A 14,415-nucleotide genomic window follows, 5' to 3' on the forward strand; every position below is an offset into this window, starting at 1 on the left:
ACGATCGCCGGGTGCGGATCAACCAGGACGAGGTGGCGGAGCGACTCGCGGCGGTGCGTGCCGCGCGGGACGCCGACGCCGAGGTCGCGGCGATGGCGGGGGCGAGCCCGCGCCTGTGGCTCGCCGTCGACGACGGCGCGCGGCGCCACCCGCAGGGGCACCGCGGCGTCCTGGCACGGGCGCTCGGCCGGGACGGCCGCCTCCGTGAAGCCGCGCTGACGCGCCTCGACGAGCGGATCGCCCTGCCGGTGCTCGCGATCCGCGCGGCGGACTGGGTGCCGCAGGTGCGCGAGCGCGCCCGGCGGGAGTGCCTGCGCCACCTCTTCCGGGATCCGATGACCGCGGTGGACCTGTTCCCGTTCGCGTGCCTGCTGCGGCCACGCGTGCAGGGCGAGTGGCTGGCCGTGACGCTCGAAGGCATGCTGCGGACGCCCGAAGTCCGCTCGGCCGCGCTCGCCTCCCCCGACGTGCTCACCCGCCGGGCCGTCTACGCCTCGGGGCGCGCCGACGTCGGCGAGCTGACGGCCGGACTGCGGGACGCGGACCTGAAGATCCGGCTCACCTGCGCGCAGGCCTTGGCCGGCAGCACCGACCCCGAGGTGCTGCGCCTGCTCCGCGGCAGCGGCACGGCCGCCCTGCGCGCCCAGGCGATCCGCGACCCCGCCGACGCGCGGCCGGCACTGGCCGACCCCGCTTCGCTGGTCCGCGCGTACGCGCAGTTCGTCCTGCGCCGCGCGGGCGAGGACCCGGCGCCGCACTATCGCGAGCTGGTGGCCACGGCGGCGAGCCCGGGTGCGGTCGCGGGCCTCGGCGAGACCGGAACCGAAGCCGACGGGGCGCTGCTCCTGCCGCTGCTCGCGGATCCCCGGCCCAAGGTGCGCGCCGAAACCGTCCGTGCGTTGCGGCGGCTGCGAGTGGTCCCGGCCGCCCGCCTGGCGCCGTTGCTGTCCGATCCGTCCCCGCGCGTCGCCCGGCAGGTGGCGCTCGCGCTGCGCGGGTGCGCCGCCGAGATCGACGAGGCGGCGTTGCACAGCATGCTCGATCCCGGCCAGCCAGCGCACCGCAGGCGCAACGCGTTCCAGTTGCTGTCCGCTCGCGACACCTGGACCCGTCTCGCCCTCGACCTGCGCCTGCTGCTGGGCCCGGACGAGCCGCTCCGGGAAACCGCTCGCACCGACCTGAGCAACTGGTTCGCCCACGGATCCGCGACCACCTACACCGCCCCGCGCGGCGAGCGGGCCGCCGAACTGCGTGACCTCGTCAGCCGCGCGGAGCCACTGCTCGGCGAGGCTCGTGCGCGGGTGCTGCGCCTGTTCCTCTAGACCGCAGCAGGACCAGCGCCTGCACCCCGGTGTAGGCGAGCAGCGCGGCCCCGGCCACGGCGCTCACCTGCAGGCCGTGCACGAACGCCGCCCTGGCCGCGGCCAGCAGGGCCTCGGCCTGCGCGGGCGGCAGCCCGGCGGCCGTGGCGACCGCGCCGCCGAGGGTTTCGCGCGCCGTCTCCCCCGCGTCGCCCGGCACGCCGGCCCGGTAGGCCGCCGCCGCGATGCTGCCCAGCACCGCCGTGCCGAGCGCGCCGCCCAGCTCGAACCCGGTCTCCGAGATCGCCGACGCCGCGCCGGCGCGGGACGGCGGCGCCGCGGTGATGATCAGGTCGTTGGTGAGCGTCTCGGACAGCGCCACCCCGAACCCGACCAGCGACATCCCGGCCACCAGGATCGCCAGTCCACCATGGACTCCCAGTGCGACCAGCGCCGCGAACCCCGCCGCCGCGGCCAGCAGCCCGCCGGCGATCAGCCGCGGGACCGGAACGCGCCGGGCGAGCCGGGCGGCGGCGAACGAGCCCGCGATCCCGGCCACCGTCGTCGGCAGCAGCCACAGCGCCGCCGTCATCGGCCGCAGCCCCAGCACCAGCTGGAGGTATTGCGGCACCAGGAACAGCAACCCGACGAGCGCGAACACGCCGAGCATGTTGGTCAGCACCGACGCGCTGAACCGGCGGTCCCGGAACAGCGCCAGGTCCAGCATCGGGTCCGGCAGCGCGCGCTGACGCCGCACGAACACCACCGCGAACGCCGCGCCGATCAGCACGCTCACGGCCGCGAGCGGATCGGCGCCGTGCTCGGCGAACCGCTTGATGCCGTACACCACGGGCAGCACCGCGGCCAGCGACAGCACGGCGGACAGCGGGTCGAAGCGGCCCGGTCGCGGGTCGCGCGCCTCCGGCAGCAGGAGCGGCCCCGCGACGAGCAGCACCACCATCACCGGCACGTTGATCAGGAACACCGAGCCCCACCAGAAGTGCTCCAGCAGCCAGCCGCCCAGCACCGGGCCGAGCGCCATCCCGCCGGAGAACCCGGCGCCCCACACCGCGATCGCGGTCCGGCGCCGCGCCGGGTCGGTGAAGATGGAGCGGATCAGCGCCAGCGTCGAGGGCATCAGGGTCGCCCCGCCGACGCCGAGCAGCGCCCGCGCCGCGATGAGCATGCCCGGGCTGGTCGCGAACGCCGCGGCCACGGACGCGACGCCGAACGCGACGGCGCCGGACAGCAGCAGCTTGCGCCGCCCGATCCGGTCCCCCAGCGTGCCCATGAGCACCAGCAGCCCGCCGAGCACGAACGAGTAGATGTCGACGATCCACAGCTGCTGGGCGCCGGTCGGGCCGAGGTCCTCGCTGAGGTACGGCAGCGCGAAACCGAGCACGGTCATGTCGACGCTGATCAGCAGCACGGGCAGGACCAGCACACCCAGTGCGGCCCAGTCCCGGCGTCCCCCGGCCATCACGATCACGATCCTTTTCTGAACAGTCTGGACGGTACAGTTTGCCCCTGAATCGAAACTAAACCGTCCGGACGGTATAGTCAAGGGCCATGGGACGCCCCTCCGCGCGGGAACAGATCCTCGACGCCTACCAGGACATCCTCATCGAGAGCGGCTCGGCCGCGGTCACCCTCGACGCCGTCGCCGCGCGCGCGAAGGTGTCCAAGGGCGGGCTGCTCTACCACTTCGGGTCGAAGGAAGCCCTGCTCGACGGCCTCCTCGACCGGCTGCTGCGGCTGACGGCCGCGGACGTCGAGTACGCGCGCACGGCTCCCGAAGGCGTGGTGCGCTACTACCTGCTCTCCTCGGTGACCGACGCGGACATGACCAAGCCGGCGCACCGCGCCTCGATCGCCGCGCTGCGGCTGTTGGGCAGCGAGCCGAAGGTCACCGAAGCGATGAACGAGTGCGGCCGGCTGTGGGCGGAGCTGCTGGCCGGGCACGTGGACGATCCGCTCACCGCCGAGATCGTGGGACTGCTGGGCGACGGGCTGTACCTGCGCGCCACCCTCGGCGGGCAGCCGCCGCAACCGTTGCTCGACCGGCTGCCGGAGGCCCTGCGCCGGCTCGGCCTGTCCTGAGGCTCAGCCGGCAGGCACCCGCGCCCAGGCGCTGACCAGCGGCGGCAGGATCGCGATCGCGCCCGCTTCCGCCGCCTCGGCGACCAGCCGGGCGGGCAGGCGGTCGAGGTCGGCGAGGTCGCCGACGTCCAGTCCGAGTTGGACGGCCACCGGCGACAAGGCGCGCCACACGCCCATCACGAAGCCCAGGATGTCCGGATCGGACAGTGGGCCGAGGCACGCGCCCATCGTCAAGGCGGGCATGGGCAGGCCAGCCGCGTGGAAGATCCCCGGCAGCGCGGTGCCCGTCTCGGTGGTCGCGCCCGCACCCCGGAACGCCTGCACGATGACGTCCCGCACCCGCTCGAACAGCGGGACCGCCGGGGCGCTGCGGGCGCCGCTGACCTCGAAGTCCTGGAAGGACACCAGACCGCCCGGCCGGACCAGTCCCACCAGCCGGCGCAGCGCGGCGACCGGGTCCGGCAGGTGCATGAGGATCAGGCGGCCGATGACCGCGTCGAACGGCCGGGGCGCGTCGAGCTCCTCGACCGCGGCGTGGCGGAACGTGACGTTCGACAGCCCGGCCTCGGCGGCCCGCAGCGCCGCGAGGTCGAGGATCGAGGCCTGCGCGTCGACACCGGTCACCGATCCCGCCGGCCCGACCAGGTGCGCCGCGGCGATCGACACGTCGCCCGGGCCGCAGCCGACGTCGAGGACGCGCATGCCGGGTTCGAGCCCGGCCTGGCGCAAGGCGTGCTCGGTGTGGCCGCGGTAGAGGCGCCCCTGCAGCAGGAGCCGCTCGACCTCGGGATCGTGGTGCCCCAGCACGTAGCCGGTTCCGGTGCTCATCCGCCCAGTCTGGCGGCGCTGCGGGCGGACCGGGGAAAACGACCCGTTAACAACTGCCGGGAACGCGCCGGGGCGGGTGGTGAGTCCCGAAAGTGACCTTGGTCCCTGCCGGAGGTGACTTCCGCCGCGCCGCCCGGCGTCCGGTGGGCTCTAGGTTGAGGAGGTCACCTGCGAAAGGGTCCTGCCGTGATCACCGTGTTCCTGGTCGACGACCACGAGGTCGTCCGCCGTGGCGTCGCCGAGCTGCTCGGCACCGACCCGGGGCTGGAGGTCGTCGGCGAGGCGGCCACCGCCGCGCAGGCCATGGCCCGGATCCAGGCGCTCAAGCCCGACGTCGCGGTGCTCGACGTGCGCCTGCCCGACGGCAACGGCATCGAGCTGTGCCGTGAACTGCGGTCCCGGATCCCCGAGCTCAACGTCCTCATCCTGACCTCCTACACCGACGAGGAGGCCATGCTCAACGCCCTCCTCGCCGGCGCGGGCGGCTACGCCATCAAGGACATCGCCGGGCTGCACCTGGTTTCGGCCGTGCGCGAGGTCGGGTCCGGCCGCTCCCTGCTCGACACGCGTGCCGCCTCGACCCTGATGGCGAAACTGCGCGCGAACGCCGCCGGCGACGGGCCGCTGGCCGGGCTCACCGCCCGGGAGCGCACCCTGCTCGACCTCATCGGCGAAGGGCTCACCAACGCCCAGATCGCCCAGCGGATGTTCCTCGCCGAGAAGACCATCAAGAACTACGTCTCCCGGCTGCTGGCCAAGCTCGGGCTGGAACGCCGCACCCAGGCCGCGGTCCTCGCGGCCAGGCTCCAGAACCGGGAGCACGCGGACGCGCCCCGGCCCCGGACGCCCGTGGTGCGCTGACGGCACCGCACCGAACTGCGGTCAGGGCGCGGGCACCGCGGCGGCCCGCGCGATCGCCCGGCGGGCGTGCACCTTCGCGATGCGCGAGCTGAAGAGCAACACGGCCACCACGACCGCGCCGACGACACCGACCAGCCGGTTGACGTCGATGGCCGGCTCCCACCGCAGCGTGCCGTCCTTGATGACGTAGGCGCCGGTCGGCCTGGCGGTCACCCCGAACCCGCCGCCCTCGCCGTGCTGCCCCTCCTTGTCGACGCCGTCACCGCCGCCCGCCCCGCTGGCGACGCTCGCCGCCGCGATCACCGTGATGCCGTCCTTCTCGTAGGGCTCGGTGTACACGAGCTTCGCACCGGCCGAGCTCTTCGCCTTCTCGATCAGCTCGTCGATCTTCATCGCGACCCTCCTGGAGACCTGTGGGATGAAGGCATCGTGGTGCACCCGCGGCCGCACCGGGAAGTGCCGATGGTCCTCACCAGGCCCCTCCGCCGTCTCGCCGCCACCGCCTGTCTGCTCGTCGCGGCGATCGTGCTACCCGCGCCGGGCGCCGCGGCCCAGCGCGTCACCGCCGACGGGCTCGCGAACCTGCCCGCCGTCGCGCCCGCGATGGACTGCGCCGACGTGCCCGGCCTCGACCTCACGGGCGTCACCGACGCTCCGGTGACCATCCAGTCCGCGAGGGTTGTGCCCGGTGCCGCGCCGTACTGCGAGGTCCGCGGCACCGTCGCGCCGGCGAACACCGTCGTCCTGCGACTCCCGGTGCACGGCTGGACCCAGCGGTACGTGCAGACCGGGTGCGGCGGCCTGTGCGGCAGCGCGGCCTGTGCGGCAGCGCGGTGATCGACTACGGCCAGGCCGCCACCTGCCCGCCGGTCCGGGACGGCACCGTCGCCAGCGCCACCACCGACATGGGGCACCAGGGCCGCGACGACGGATCGTGGGCGCTGGACAACCCGCAGGCCCAGATCGACTTCGCCTACCGCGGCGTGCACGTCACCGCCGAAGGTCGCCAAGGCGATCATCGCCCGGTTCTACGGCCGCGGGCCCGCCTACTCGTACTTCACCGGCTGCTCCGACGGCGGCCGCGAAGCGCTCATGGCGGCCCAGCGCTACCCCGGCGACTTCGACGGCATCGCCGCGGGCGCCCCGGCCGGCAACATGGCCGTGCAGAACACCTTCCACCACGCGTGGAACGTCGTGGCCAACCTCGACGCCGACGGCGGCTTCATCCTCTTCGCGGGCAAACTCCCACTGATCCGGGCAGGACTCCACGACCTGTCTCTCCCCCGCCGAAGCGGCCGTGGTGCGCAAACTGCACGACGGGGCCGCCGACGCGCAGGGCCGCCGCCTGGAACCGGCGATCGCCCACGAGTGGGGCTCGGAGCTGGAGTGGACGCTGTTCGTCCCGGCCACCCCGCAGCAGATCCCGGCCAGCGCCACGTTCGCCGAGTCCTACCTGCGCTACCTCGCCTTCCCGGACGCGCAAGACCCGGACTTCCGGGTGACGGACCTGCAGTTCACCGTGGATTCGTTCTGGCGGACCATCCAGTCGTCGAGCTACCTCGCCGCGATGGACCCGGACCTGTCCGCCTTCCGCCGCGGCGGCGGCAAGCTGCTGCTCTGGCACGGCTGGAACGACCAGCACATCGCACCACAGTCCACATTGGCCTACTGGGACGCGATGCGGCGGACCATGGGCGAGCGCGCGGTGGACGGGTTCGCCCGCCTGTACCTGTTCCCCGGCATGGCGCACTGCGGTGGCGGCGACGGGCTCGGCACCGCCGACGTCCTGACCCCGGTGATGGCCTGGGTGGAAAGCGGCAGGCAGCCGGGCCGGATCGTCGCCTCCACAGTCGCGGGCGGCGCGACCACCCGCACCCGCCCGGTGTTCCCGTACCCGGTGGTCGCTCGCTACGACGGCACCGGCAACGCCGACGACGCGGCCAACTTCGTCCCGTCCACACCCCGTGCCGCGCCGGGGGACTACCGCTGGGTCGGACAGCGGCTCTACTCCCACGGGTACCAGTCCTGGTGCGCGGCGGCCGGCACCACGCTCACCTGCCGTCCGGAGGAGACCTGGCTGACGCGGAAAATCCGCTGAGAACGGCAAGAGAACGGGGCGCCGCGAGCCGCGGCGCCCCGTTCGGCTCAGCGCGTCAGGCCGGGGGCCGGTCCTGCGGCATCGTCGCGCTGCCCTGCGACGACGGCGGCATCGCCGCGGTCCGCTCCTGCGGCATCGTGGCGGTTTCGGCCGCGTGCCGCGGGGCGCCCGCGCCGGCTTCCCGTTCCGCGTCCTCGCGGCCGCGCCGGTAGGCCTCGGCCCTGGTGCGGGCCGACGGGATCTCCTCCTCGGCCCGGTTGAGCCAGCGGTCCCAGCGCTGCTGCATCGGCCGCATCAGGCCACCGCCCGCGCCGACGACCAGCACACCGCCGACGGTCGCGAGCAGCGCGATCAGCACCGGCCCGGTGACCGTGGTGGCCACGCCGATCTGGTTCAGCGCCGCGATGACACCGAAGGCGATCACCACGACCTGCACCACCTTCGCGACCAGCGGACCGTAGCTGAGCCCGCCCATCGCGCCGCGGATCAGGTCGTGCAGCGCGCTGCCGACGGCCGCGGCGACGATCACGATGACGATGGCGACGATGGCGCGCGGCAGCCAGGCCACGATCGCCGCCAGGATGGCGCTGACCGGGTTCGGCCCGAACACGCCGAACGCCAGCTGCAGGGCGATCAGCAGGACCGCGTAGTACACGAGCGCGGCCAGCAGCCCGCTCGCGTCGTACCGGGACTGTTCCAGCGCACGCTTGATTCCGCCGCGCTCCACCGCCCGGTCGAAACCGACCCGTTCGAGCACGACTTTGACGACCTTGCGCAACGCTTTCGCGACCAGCCAGCCGACGATCAGCACGACGAGGAACACCGCGAACTTCGGCAGGAAAGTGATCACTTTCCCGACCGCGTCGTTCCAGAATTGGGTGACGTTCATCTTTCACATCCGTGAATGAGGGGACCGGGCGCCCGGCCCGGGCCGGAAACGGTGTCCGGACCGGGCCGGGCCGGGAAGGGGGTCAGTGCATGAGCTTGCGCCGGCGGCCGCCCCGCAGGGCGGTGGCCAGCGAGACCCCGAGGACGGCGAGCACCAGCTGGGTCAGCACTTCGAGCCAGTCGATACCGTCGGTGTCGGCGTACCCGACACCCCGGGCGATCGCGGTGCCTGCGAAGGCCGCGACGATACCGACGACGATGGTCAGCCAGATCGGGATGTTCTGCTTGCCGGGCGCGAGCAGCCGGCCGAGAACACCGATGACCAGCCCCACGACCAAGGCACTGATGATTCCGGATATAGCCATCGCAACTCCATTGTTCGGCGATGGTTCCGGATTCCCGGACAATTCCCGATGAAACCTATTTCACATCACCGCCGATCCGCCAGCAACGGGCCGAGCGGGCCGAGATCGATGTTCAATTCCTCCGGGGACACGCCGAAATGCTCGCACAGTTCCGCCATGCGCTCGTCCAGCCGCATGAGCGTCAGCCCGATCGCCTCGACCTGCTCGTCGGTGAGGTCGCCGCGGTCCACCCGTCGCAGCGCCTGCTTTTCCATCAGTTGCCGCAGCAGTTCCACCACGGTCAGCACGAGACTGGCCAGACCGCGCTCGACGCTGTCCGGATCGGTGTCGATGCGGCGCTTCGCGGGGTCAGTCATCGGCGGGCTGCAGTGCGCTCACCGAGGACAGCAGCGTCCGCAGCGAGATGTGCACGAGGTCGACGTCGGCGATGGACAGGGTGATCTCACCCGTCACGACGACCCCGCCGGCGAGGACCCGGTCGAGGAGGTCGACCAGCGCCACGGGCTGGTCGGCGACGGGCGCGGGAAGCGGTTCGGTCATGTTTCCTCCAAGGACGAGAACGAGTACGGCGGCCACGGCCCGGTGAGCTGGACCCGGATCGCCGGGCTGTCGTCGTCGCAGGCCGCCACCGCCTCGGCGAAGGCACGCGCGTCGTCGTCGCCGACGAGGTAGGCGGCGTTGAGCACCATCTGCTGGTCGTCACCGGACAACGCCTTGCTCTGCAACGGGTGCAGGCGCGCGCCGGCGGCCAGCGCCGCGAGTCTGGAGTGGACCTTCGCGGCCTGTTCGCGTGCGAGCCGTTCGGCGTCCGCGCGCGCGTCGCGTTCGGCGCGGCGCCGGGCGAGGTACGCCGTCCCGGCCCCCCGGCGGGACGGCGTCTCCGCACGCCCGGCCGGCGGCGGCTCCTCGAGGAAGACCTTGACGCCCCACTCGGTCCGCCCGGCCACACGATCCAGGGTGCGCGCCAGCTCGTGCCCGCGGTGTTCGAGGACGCGGCGCACGCCGTGCTCGTCGCGGTACACCGTGGCCAGCCGCACCGGCACGACCGGACCGGCGCCGGCGAGGGCGCCGACCACGGCGTCGTGCGCGCGGGCCACGGCGCCGAGCCAGTCCAGGTCCTCCAGGTTGCGGTGCAGGGCCTCCTCGCCGAACGTCTCCAGTGGCACGTCGCCGACGACGGCCGCCAGCTCGCCGGCCTCCACTGCGCGCAGGGCCTCCCCGGCGACGCCGCGCAGTTCGCCCGCCGCACCGGCGTTCTCCCGCCGGGCCACGGCGTAGAGCCAGATCCCGCTGTCCTCAAGCACCTCGGTCACCGTGCCGGTCCTCGATCACGGCGTGGTCGCCCGCGCCCTCCAGCTCCTCGACGCGGGCACGCAGCTCGCGGTTCTCCCGCTGCAGCCGCGTGGTGTCGCCGGAGAGCCAGGGATCGCTTTCCCACCAGTTGATCCCGACCTCCCGCGCGGTCTCCAGCGACGCGATCACCAGGCGCAGCTTGATGGTCAGCAGTTCGATGTCGAGCAGGTTGACCCGGATGTCCCCGGCGATCACCAGCCCCTTGTCGAGCACTCTCTCCAGGATGTCCCCCAGGTTGGCGGGCTGGTGGTTGCCCAGCGCGGGCGACCCGCCTCCGCCGGGGGTGGTGGCCGGCTGCCCGGCGGCCATGTCAGGACACCCCGCTTCCGCTGTCGGCCCGGCCGCGGACGTACCGCTTGGTGCGCCGGTAGGCGAGCAGCTCCCCGTCGGCGCCGAGTTCCAGCTCGTACAGGGCGAGCATGTCGGCCGAGGACGGGATCCGCCGGTCCTCCAGCACTTCGAGCTCGACGAGCCAGCCGTCGTCGGTGGGTTCGACCGAGGTGACCGACACCGGGTTCCGGCTGATCAGCTCGCCGGCGTGGGCGAGCGCCCGCGACGCCGCTTCCGGCGCGGACAGCACGCCGTCTCCGCCGGCCTCATCGCGTGCAGCCACTTGGCGGTCACCTCTCCTTCTCGTCGGTCTCCGTCACGTCCAGCCGCCGCAGGACCTGCTGCTGGACCTCGGCCTCCTCCTCCGCCGAGATCTCCCCCGCCGCGCGCTTCTCCTCCGCCGCTTCGAGTTCACGGCGGATCGACGCGGGCGCGGCGAGTTCCTCGTTGACCCGGCGCTGGATCAGCTCGCCGAGCTGGATCACGCCGCGCACCGGCAGCAGCGGGAGGCCGAGGATCCCGGACAGCAGGCCCATGCGCTACGCCTCCGGCCGTTGTGTCACGACGAAGTCGTACGCCGCGAGCGGGCCCAGCAGGCGCACCTCGGCGCGGCCCGACCAGTCCCGCGCGACGCGGTCGACGGCTTCCTCCAGATCGGACTGCTTCGCCGTCTCGACGAGGCACGCGAGGTGCACCGCGTCCTCTTCGTGCGTCGGCTCGCGCGGGGCGACCTGGGCGCCGATCTCGGCGAGCGCGTCGGCGACCCGCTTCGTGTCGGCCTCGCGCCGGGCGGCGATCGCGTTGCCGATCCCCTCACCCAGCGCGATCCGCTCGTTGCGCGTGGCGTCCTCGGACTTCCCGCGGATCGCCTCCCGCAACTGGGCGAGCTTCTCGTCGGACTCGAGGATCTCGCGCAGGATGGTCTCCTCCACGTAGCGCGCCTTCACGACGTACTGCGCCTTGCCCTCCAGCTCGTCCAGTGCCGCGACGAAGTCGTCCTGGTTGGCTTCGAGCAGTTCCGTGCGCACGGCGTCCTCGTCGGTGACCACGGCGCCGAAGCGCAACGGCAGCACCGGCACCTCGGCGGCGGCCGCGTCGAGCAGCGCCGCGTGCGCGGTGAGGTCCTCCGGCCGCCCGAGCGGCTTGTCCCGCGGAACCTCGCTCACCAGCGCGGCGATCCGGTCGTGCTTGACCGCGCGGACCTCGGCAGGCGGGTCGCCGACGCCACGGGCCTCCGGATCGGTCTCGACGTCGGACGGCACGATGCCGTACACGTAGACCACCGTCTCCCGCTCCTCGCTCATCGCCCACCGCCCTTCCGGCGGGCGCGCTCCGGCTCCTCGTCGCCGCCGAGGAGGTCCTGCAGCTTCTCGCCCGCGGCTTCCAGCGCTCCCCGGGTCTTCGCCTTCGAGCCGCCGGAGGTCACGTCCTCCAGCAGGTCCGGCAGGCCCTTCTGCTCGGTGTCGGAGATGTCCAGCCGGTTCACCGCCTCGGCGAACCGCAGGTAGGTGTCCACGCTCGCGATGACGACCCGGGCGTCGATGGTCAGCAGTTCGATCCCGACCAGCGACACGCGCACGTAGGCGTCCAGGACGAGTCCCTTGTCCAGGATCGTGTCGATCACGTCCGCGAGGCTGCTGGAGGTGGGCCGGTCCAGGCCCCCGCCGCCGCCCGACGGCTGAACCGCTGTCGTCATCGCCTGCTCCGTCCTCTGCCCGCCGACGCCCGGGCGCGTGTCCGGCGCGCCGGCGGTTCCTCGGCCTCTTCTTCGGGCTCTTCGTCTTCGGGTTCTTCCTCGTCCGGTTCTTCCTCGTCGGGCGCCTCGGCCTCGTCGGGCTCCGGCTCCTCGGGTTCCTCCTCCGGTTCCTCGTCGCTGTCCTGGACCTGGCCGTCGTGGATCTCGCCGCGCCAGCCCTCCACCTCGTCCGGGTGCAGGATCGCTTCGGTCATCACGTGCCGCTGGAAGTGCTTGAGCTCCAGCCGCGCGCGCCGCCCCTGGGCCCGCCAGATGTTGCCGGTGCGCTCGAACAGGCCCTGCGGGTGGTACTCCAGCACCAGCACGACGCGGGTCAGGTCCGGGGTCAGCTCGTGGAAGGTGACCGCGCCGTCGACGTGCCCCTTCTCGCCCTTGGAGCGCCACACGATGCGCTCGTTGGGGACCTGTTCGAGGATCGTGGACTCCCACGTGCGGTGCGACCAGAAGATCTGCGCCTTCCAGGTCAGCTTCTCGTCGCTGGTCTGGTCGACGTTCTCGACCTTCTTCATGAAGCGCGGGAACTCGGTGAAGCGGGTCCACTGGTCGTACACCAGGTCGATCGGGGCGCCGATGTCGGCCTGCTCGACGATGTTGGTGACCTTGAGCTTGCCGCCCCCGCCACCACCGCCGCCGGAAACGGCGTCCTTCACCTTGTCCGCGAGCCCGGACAGCCCGCCCTTGACCGCGCCCATCATCGCCTTGCCCTTGACGCTGGGCTTGCCGCCGGTGACGGCTTCGATCAGGCCGCCACCGCCGCCACCGGAGGCGTAGTCCTGCAGGCGCCCGGAGGTCGAGGTGATCCGGTTCGCCAGCGAGGTCGACGCGCGGGTGGTGACCGCGCCGGCCAGTTTGCGCAGCGCTTCGGTCAGCTCGCTGGACGGCTTCGGGGCGGCGTCGGCCACGCCGGAGGCCGTGTCGGTGGTCTTCTCGAGAGTCTTCCTGATCTGGTCGGTGGCCACGGCGCTCACCTCCGCGCCCGGCGGACCGGGGTGCGGGCGGCGGCCGCCCGGCCGGTGCGGCGCGCCCGGGTGGGAGCGGGCTCTTCGTCCTCGTCCTCAGGCTCGGGCTCGGGCCGGCGGCGCCGGGTGGCGGTGCGGCGGGCGCGCGCGGGTGGCGCGGGCTCCTCTTCGGGCTCCTCCTCCGGCTCTTCCTGGGACTCTTCGTCCTCTTCGGGCGCTTCTTCGGCCCGGTCCTCGGTCTCCTCGTCGGTGTCCTCCGGCTCCTCTTCGGCGCCCTCGTCCGCGGACGGGCGCTTCGCACCGTCCTGGAGGCGCTCGCTGAGCGACTCGATGCGCTGCGAGGCCGCCGTCACGGCGGCCGCCTTCGCCGCGCTGAGCAGCTGGTCGCGGGCGACGTCGGTCAGTTTCGTCAGCTCCGCGGACGAGCCGAGCTGGCTCAGGCCGTTCTGCAGCAGCTTCCCCGGGGTGACGCCGGTCTTGCCGGTCGCTCCCGCGGCCGCGATCATCAGCGCCAGGCGCATCTTCTTCGTGCGGCCCAGTAGGTAGCCGAGCCCGACACCGAGGGCGACACGCGATCCTGCCTTCATTCGTAGTCCTCCTGACTCCGGCGATTGGCGAGTCCTGCCGACAACCCACGCGCCACCCCCCGAACTCATCGGGGCGAGCAGGATGTACCGGCCGAGAACTACCCCGCGGCCTCGGCGGAAAAACTGCGAGCGGCGGCCGAAAAACAATTTCCACGACACGATCTTTGTCCAAGATCTACTCACCATTTCCCTACTGGGGCGTCAAAACACGGTTCAACAGCCAGTTTCCGGCATCGGTGTCCGGGGTGGACCTATACTCCGGAAAATCGCCGGGACAATTCTCCGCGCGGAAATGGGTGACGAAACGAGTACCGATAGCGAGGGAATCGAGAGCGGATCCGCTGTCACCGGAACCGCGGCGAAGTTGCTTTCCGCCGCCCGCGGGCAGCGGCGACTGTCGCAACGGGAACTGGCGCGTCTGGCGGGCGTGCCACAGTCGACGGTGGCGACGATCGAGGCAGGCCGCCGCCAGCCGTCGGTCGCGATGCTGGAACGCCTGCTGCGCGCGGCGGGTTTCCACCTCGCCACGGAGCTCGTGAACGCGCTGCGCCCGAGCGAGCTCCTGGAGCGCCAGCGGCGAAGCGCCACCGAGGTCCTCGCGCGCTACCCGGTGACGCGGGCGTGGCTGACGGGCCCCGCCGCCCGCGGCGAGGACCGCCCGGACTCCGGACTCGACCTGGCGGTGGCGCTACGCCCCGCCGCGACGGCCGACGACATCGCCGGGCTGGGCGCGGAACTGTCCGGTGTGCTCGGCTGCCCGGTCGAGGTGACGACCGGCGATTCCGGCGGTGGAGAGGACTTCTTCTACACGCGCAGCGCTTAGACCGGGCGCCCGTTGGACGTGGCGGCGGGCCAGGACACGCCGCCATGCCGAGGGACGCTGCCGCGCACCGCGGAAGCTGCCGCTACCGGCACGGGCCGCCACCACCGGGTGGCGCCGAGCGCCCGTCAGCCATGGCGGCCGGCCAGGACCGCGCCGCCGTTGCCGG

20 protein-coding genes and 2 pseudogenes are annotated in these 14,415 nt (G+C 72.9%); 7 read left to right on the forward strand and 15 right to left on the reverse strand.

Annotated features, from left to right (window positions below):
• Positions 1–11 precede the first annotated feature (11 nt).
• On the forward strand, positions 12–1,322 hold the full coding sequence (locus AMY39116_RS0312785; protein WP_020418051.1) for a hypothetical protein: 1,311 nt from the start codon (positions 12–14) through the stop codon (positions 1,320–1,322).
• Here the strand turns inward: AMY39116_RS0312785 and AMY39116_RS0312790 are convergent.
• Positions 1,261–2,781: an MFS transporter gene (locus tag AMY39116_RS0312790; protein ID WP_039791460.1), complete on the reverse strand. Its 1,521-nt coding sequence runs from the start codon at positions 2,779–2,781 to the stop codon at positions 1,261–1,263. The genes AMY39116_RS0312785 and AMY39116_RS0312790 overlap by 62 nt on opposite strands.
• Positions 2,782–2,870: 89 nt before the next feature.
• Here AMY39116_RS0312790 and AMY39116_RS0312795 point away from each other — a divergent pair, with 89 nt between their 5' ends.
• Positions 2,871–3,401, forward strand: coding sequence for a TetR/AcrR family transcriptional regulator (locus AMY39116_RS0312795; RefSeq protein ID WP_020418053.1), 531 nt, complete (start codon positions 2,871–2,873; stop codon positions 3,399–3,401).
• A gap of 3 nt (positions 3,402–3,404) precedes the next feature.
• On the opposite strand, the gene AMY39116_RS0312800 is transcribed toward AMY39116_RS0312795, so the two are convergent.
• Positions 3,405–4,229, reverse strand: a complete 825-nt coding sequence (locus AMY39116_RS0312800) for a class I SAM-dependent methyltransferase (protein WP_020418054.1) — start codon at positions 4,227–4,229, stop codon at positions 3,405–3,407.
• A gap of 186 nt (positions 4,230–4,415) precedes the next feature.
• On the opposite strand from AMY39116_RS0312800, the gene AMY39116_RS0312805 reads away from it, so the two are divergent.
• A complete protein-coding gene (locus tag AMY39116_RS0312805; RefSeq protein ID WP_020418055.1) occupies positions 4,416–5,090 on the forward strand; it encodes a response regulator transcription factor in 675 nt (224 codons plus the stop codon).
• A 21-nt stretch (positions 5,091–5,111) separates the two neighbouring features.
• Here AMY39116_RS0312805 and AMY39116_RS0312810 read toward each other — a convergent pair whose 3' ends face one another.
• Positions 5,112–5,483: a sporulation protein gene (locus AMY39116_RS0312810; RefSeq protein ID WP_020418056.1), complete on the reverse strand. Its 372-nt coding sequence runs from the start codon at positions 5,481–5,483 to the stop codon at positions 5,112–5,114.
• Between the two features lie 69 nt (positions 5,484–5,552).
• Here AMY39116_RS0312810 and AMY39116_RS47115 point away from each other — a divergent pair, with 69 nt between their 5' ends.
• From AMY39116_RS47115 to AMY39116_RS47125, 3 genes and pseudogenes are all read left to right on the forward strand, one after another.
• Positions 5,553–5,927 carry a hypothetical protein gene (locus AMY39116_RS47115; protein ID WP_202961417.1) on the forward strand — a complete coding sequence of 125 codons (375 nt, stop codon included), beginning with the start codon at positions 5,553–5,555 and terminating at the stop codon, positions 5,925–5,927.
• A gap of 174 nt (positions 5,928–6,101) precedes the next feature.
• Positions 6,102–6,335, forward strand: a pseudogene (locus AMY39116_RS48105) (tannase/feruloyl esterase family alpha/beta hydrolase); the annotation flags it as partial.
• A gap of 25 nt (positions 6,336–6,360) precedes the next feature.
• Positions 6,361–7,188, forward strand: a pseudogene (locus AMY39116_RS47125) (tannase/feruloyl esterase family alpha/beta hydrolase); the annotation flags it as partial.
• Between the two features lie 55 nt (positions 7,189–7,243).
• Here the strand turns inward: AMY39116_RS47125 and AMY39116_RS0312820 are convergent.
• The 12 genes from AMY39116_RS0312820 to AMY39116_RS0312875 all read right to left on the reverse strand — a co-directional run bounded on the left by AMY39116_RS0312820 (position 7,244) and on the right by AMY39116_RS0312875 (position 13,426).
• Positions 7,244–8,077 carry a hypothetical protein gene (locus AMY39116_RS0312820; protein WP_020418058.1) on the reverse strand — a complete coding sequence of 278 codons (834 nt, stop codon included), beginning with the start codon at positions 8,075–8,077 and terminating at the stop codon, positions 7,244–7,246.
• Positions 8,078–8,159: 82 nt separating this feature from the next.
• On the reverse strand, positions 8,160–8,441 hold the full coding sequence (locus AMY39116_RS0312825) for a GlsB/YeaQ/YmgE family stress response membrane protein (RefSeq protein ID WP_027935867.1): 282 nt from the start codon (positions 8,439–8,441) through the stop codon (positions 8,160–8,162).
• A 65-nt stretch (positions 8,442–8,506) separates the two neighbouring features.
• Complete coding sequence (locus AMY39116_RS0312830; protein ID WP_020418059.1) at positions 8,507–8,797, reverse strand: gas vesicle protein K; 291 nt, start codon at positions 8,795–8,797, stop codon at positions 8,507–8,509.
• Entirely contained in the window at positions 8,790–8,981 is a 192-nt protein-coding gene (locus AMY39116_RS0312835; RefSeq protein WP_020418060.1) for a gas vesicle protein, read from the reverse strand. The genes AMY39116_RS0312830 and AMY39116_RS0312835 overlap by 8 nt, the downstream gene beginning before the upstream one ends.
• A complete protein-coding gene (locus AMY39116_RS0312840; RefSeq protein ID WP_020418061.1) occupies positions 8,978–9,754 on the reverse strand; it encodes a GvpL/GvpF family gas vesicle protein in 777 nt (258 codons plus the stop codon). Before AMY39116_RS0312840 ends, AMY39116_RS0312835 begins: the two co-directional genes overlap by 4 nt.
• Complete coding sequence (locus AMY39116_RS0312845; RefSeq protein WP_020418062.1) at positions 9,738–10,103, reverse strand: gas vesicle protein; 366 nt, start codon at positions 10,101–10,103, stop codon at positions 9,738–9,740. The genes AMY39116_RS0312840 and AMY39116_RS0312845 overlap by 17 nt, the downstream gene beginning before the upstream one ends.
• A gap of 1 nt (position 10,104) precedes the next feature.
• Complete coding sequence (locus AMY39116_RS0312850; protein WP_039791447.1) at positions 10,105–10,407, reverse strand: gas vesicle protein; 303 nt, start codon at positions 10,405–10,407, stop codon at positions 10,105–10,107.
• A 7-nt stretch (positions 10,408–10,414) separates the two neighbouring features.
• Positions 10,415–10,660: a gas vesicle protein GvpG gene (locus tag AMY39116_RS0312855; RefSeq protein WP_020418064.1), complete on the reverse strand. Its 246-nt coding sequence runs from the start codon at positions 10,658–10,660 to the stop codon at positions 10,415–10,417.
• 3 nt (positions 10,661–10,663) lie between these two features.
• Complete coding sequence (locus AMY39116_RS0312860; protein WP_020418065.1) at positions 10,664–11,428, reverse strand: GvpL/GvpF family gas vesicle protein; 765 nt, start codon at positions 11,426–11,428, stop codon at positions 10,664–10,666.
• The gene (gene gvpJ / locus AMY39116_RS0312865; RefSeq protein ID WP_020418066.1) at positions 11,425–11,820 is read right to left on the reverse strand and encodes a gas vesicle protein GvpJ; all 396 of its coding nucleotides are present in this window, start codon (positions 11,818–11,820) and stop codon (positions 11,425–11,427) included. Before gvpJ ends, AMY39116_RS0312860 begins: the two co-directional genes overlap by 4 nt.
• Positions 11,817–12,839 carry an SRPBCC family protein gene (locus AMY39116_RS0312870; RefSeq protein ID WP_157358529.1) on the reverse strand — a complete coding sequence of 341 codons (1,023 nt, stop codon included), beginning with the start codon at positions 12,837–12,839 and terminating at the stop codon, positions 11,817–11,819. The genes gvpJ and AMY39116_RS0312870 overlap by 4 nt, the downstream gene beginning before the upstream one ends.
• 5 nt (positions 12,840–12,844) lie before the next feature.
• Positions 12,845–13,426, reverse strand: a complete 582-nt coding sequence (locus tag AMY39116_RS0312875) for a hypothetical protein (RefSeq protein WP_020418068.1) — start codon at positions 13,424–13,426, stop codon at positions 12,845–12,847.
• Between the two features lie 364 nt (positions 13,427–13,790).
• Here AMY39116_RS0312875 and AMY39116_RS45405 point away from each other — a divergent pair, with 364 nt between their 5' ends.
• Complete coding sequence (locus AMY39116_RS45405; RefSeq protein ID WP_193354352.1) at positions 13,791–14,249, forward strand: XRE family transcriptional regulator; 459 nt, start codon at positions 13,791–13,793, stop codon at positions 14,247–14,249.
• The last annotated feature ends 166 nt before the right edge of the window (positions 14,250–14,415 follow it).

The sequence above is a fragment of the Amycolatopsis sp. ATCC 39116 genome (genome assembly GCF_000231075.2).
GTDB lineage: Bacteria > Actinomycetota > Actinomycetes > Mycobacteriales > Pseudonocardiaceae > Amycolatopsis_E > Amycolatopsis_E tucumanensis.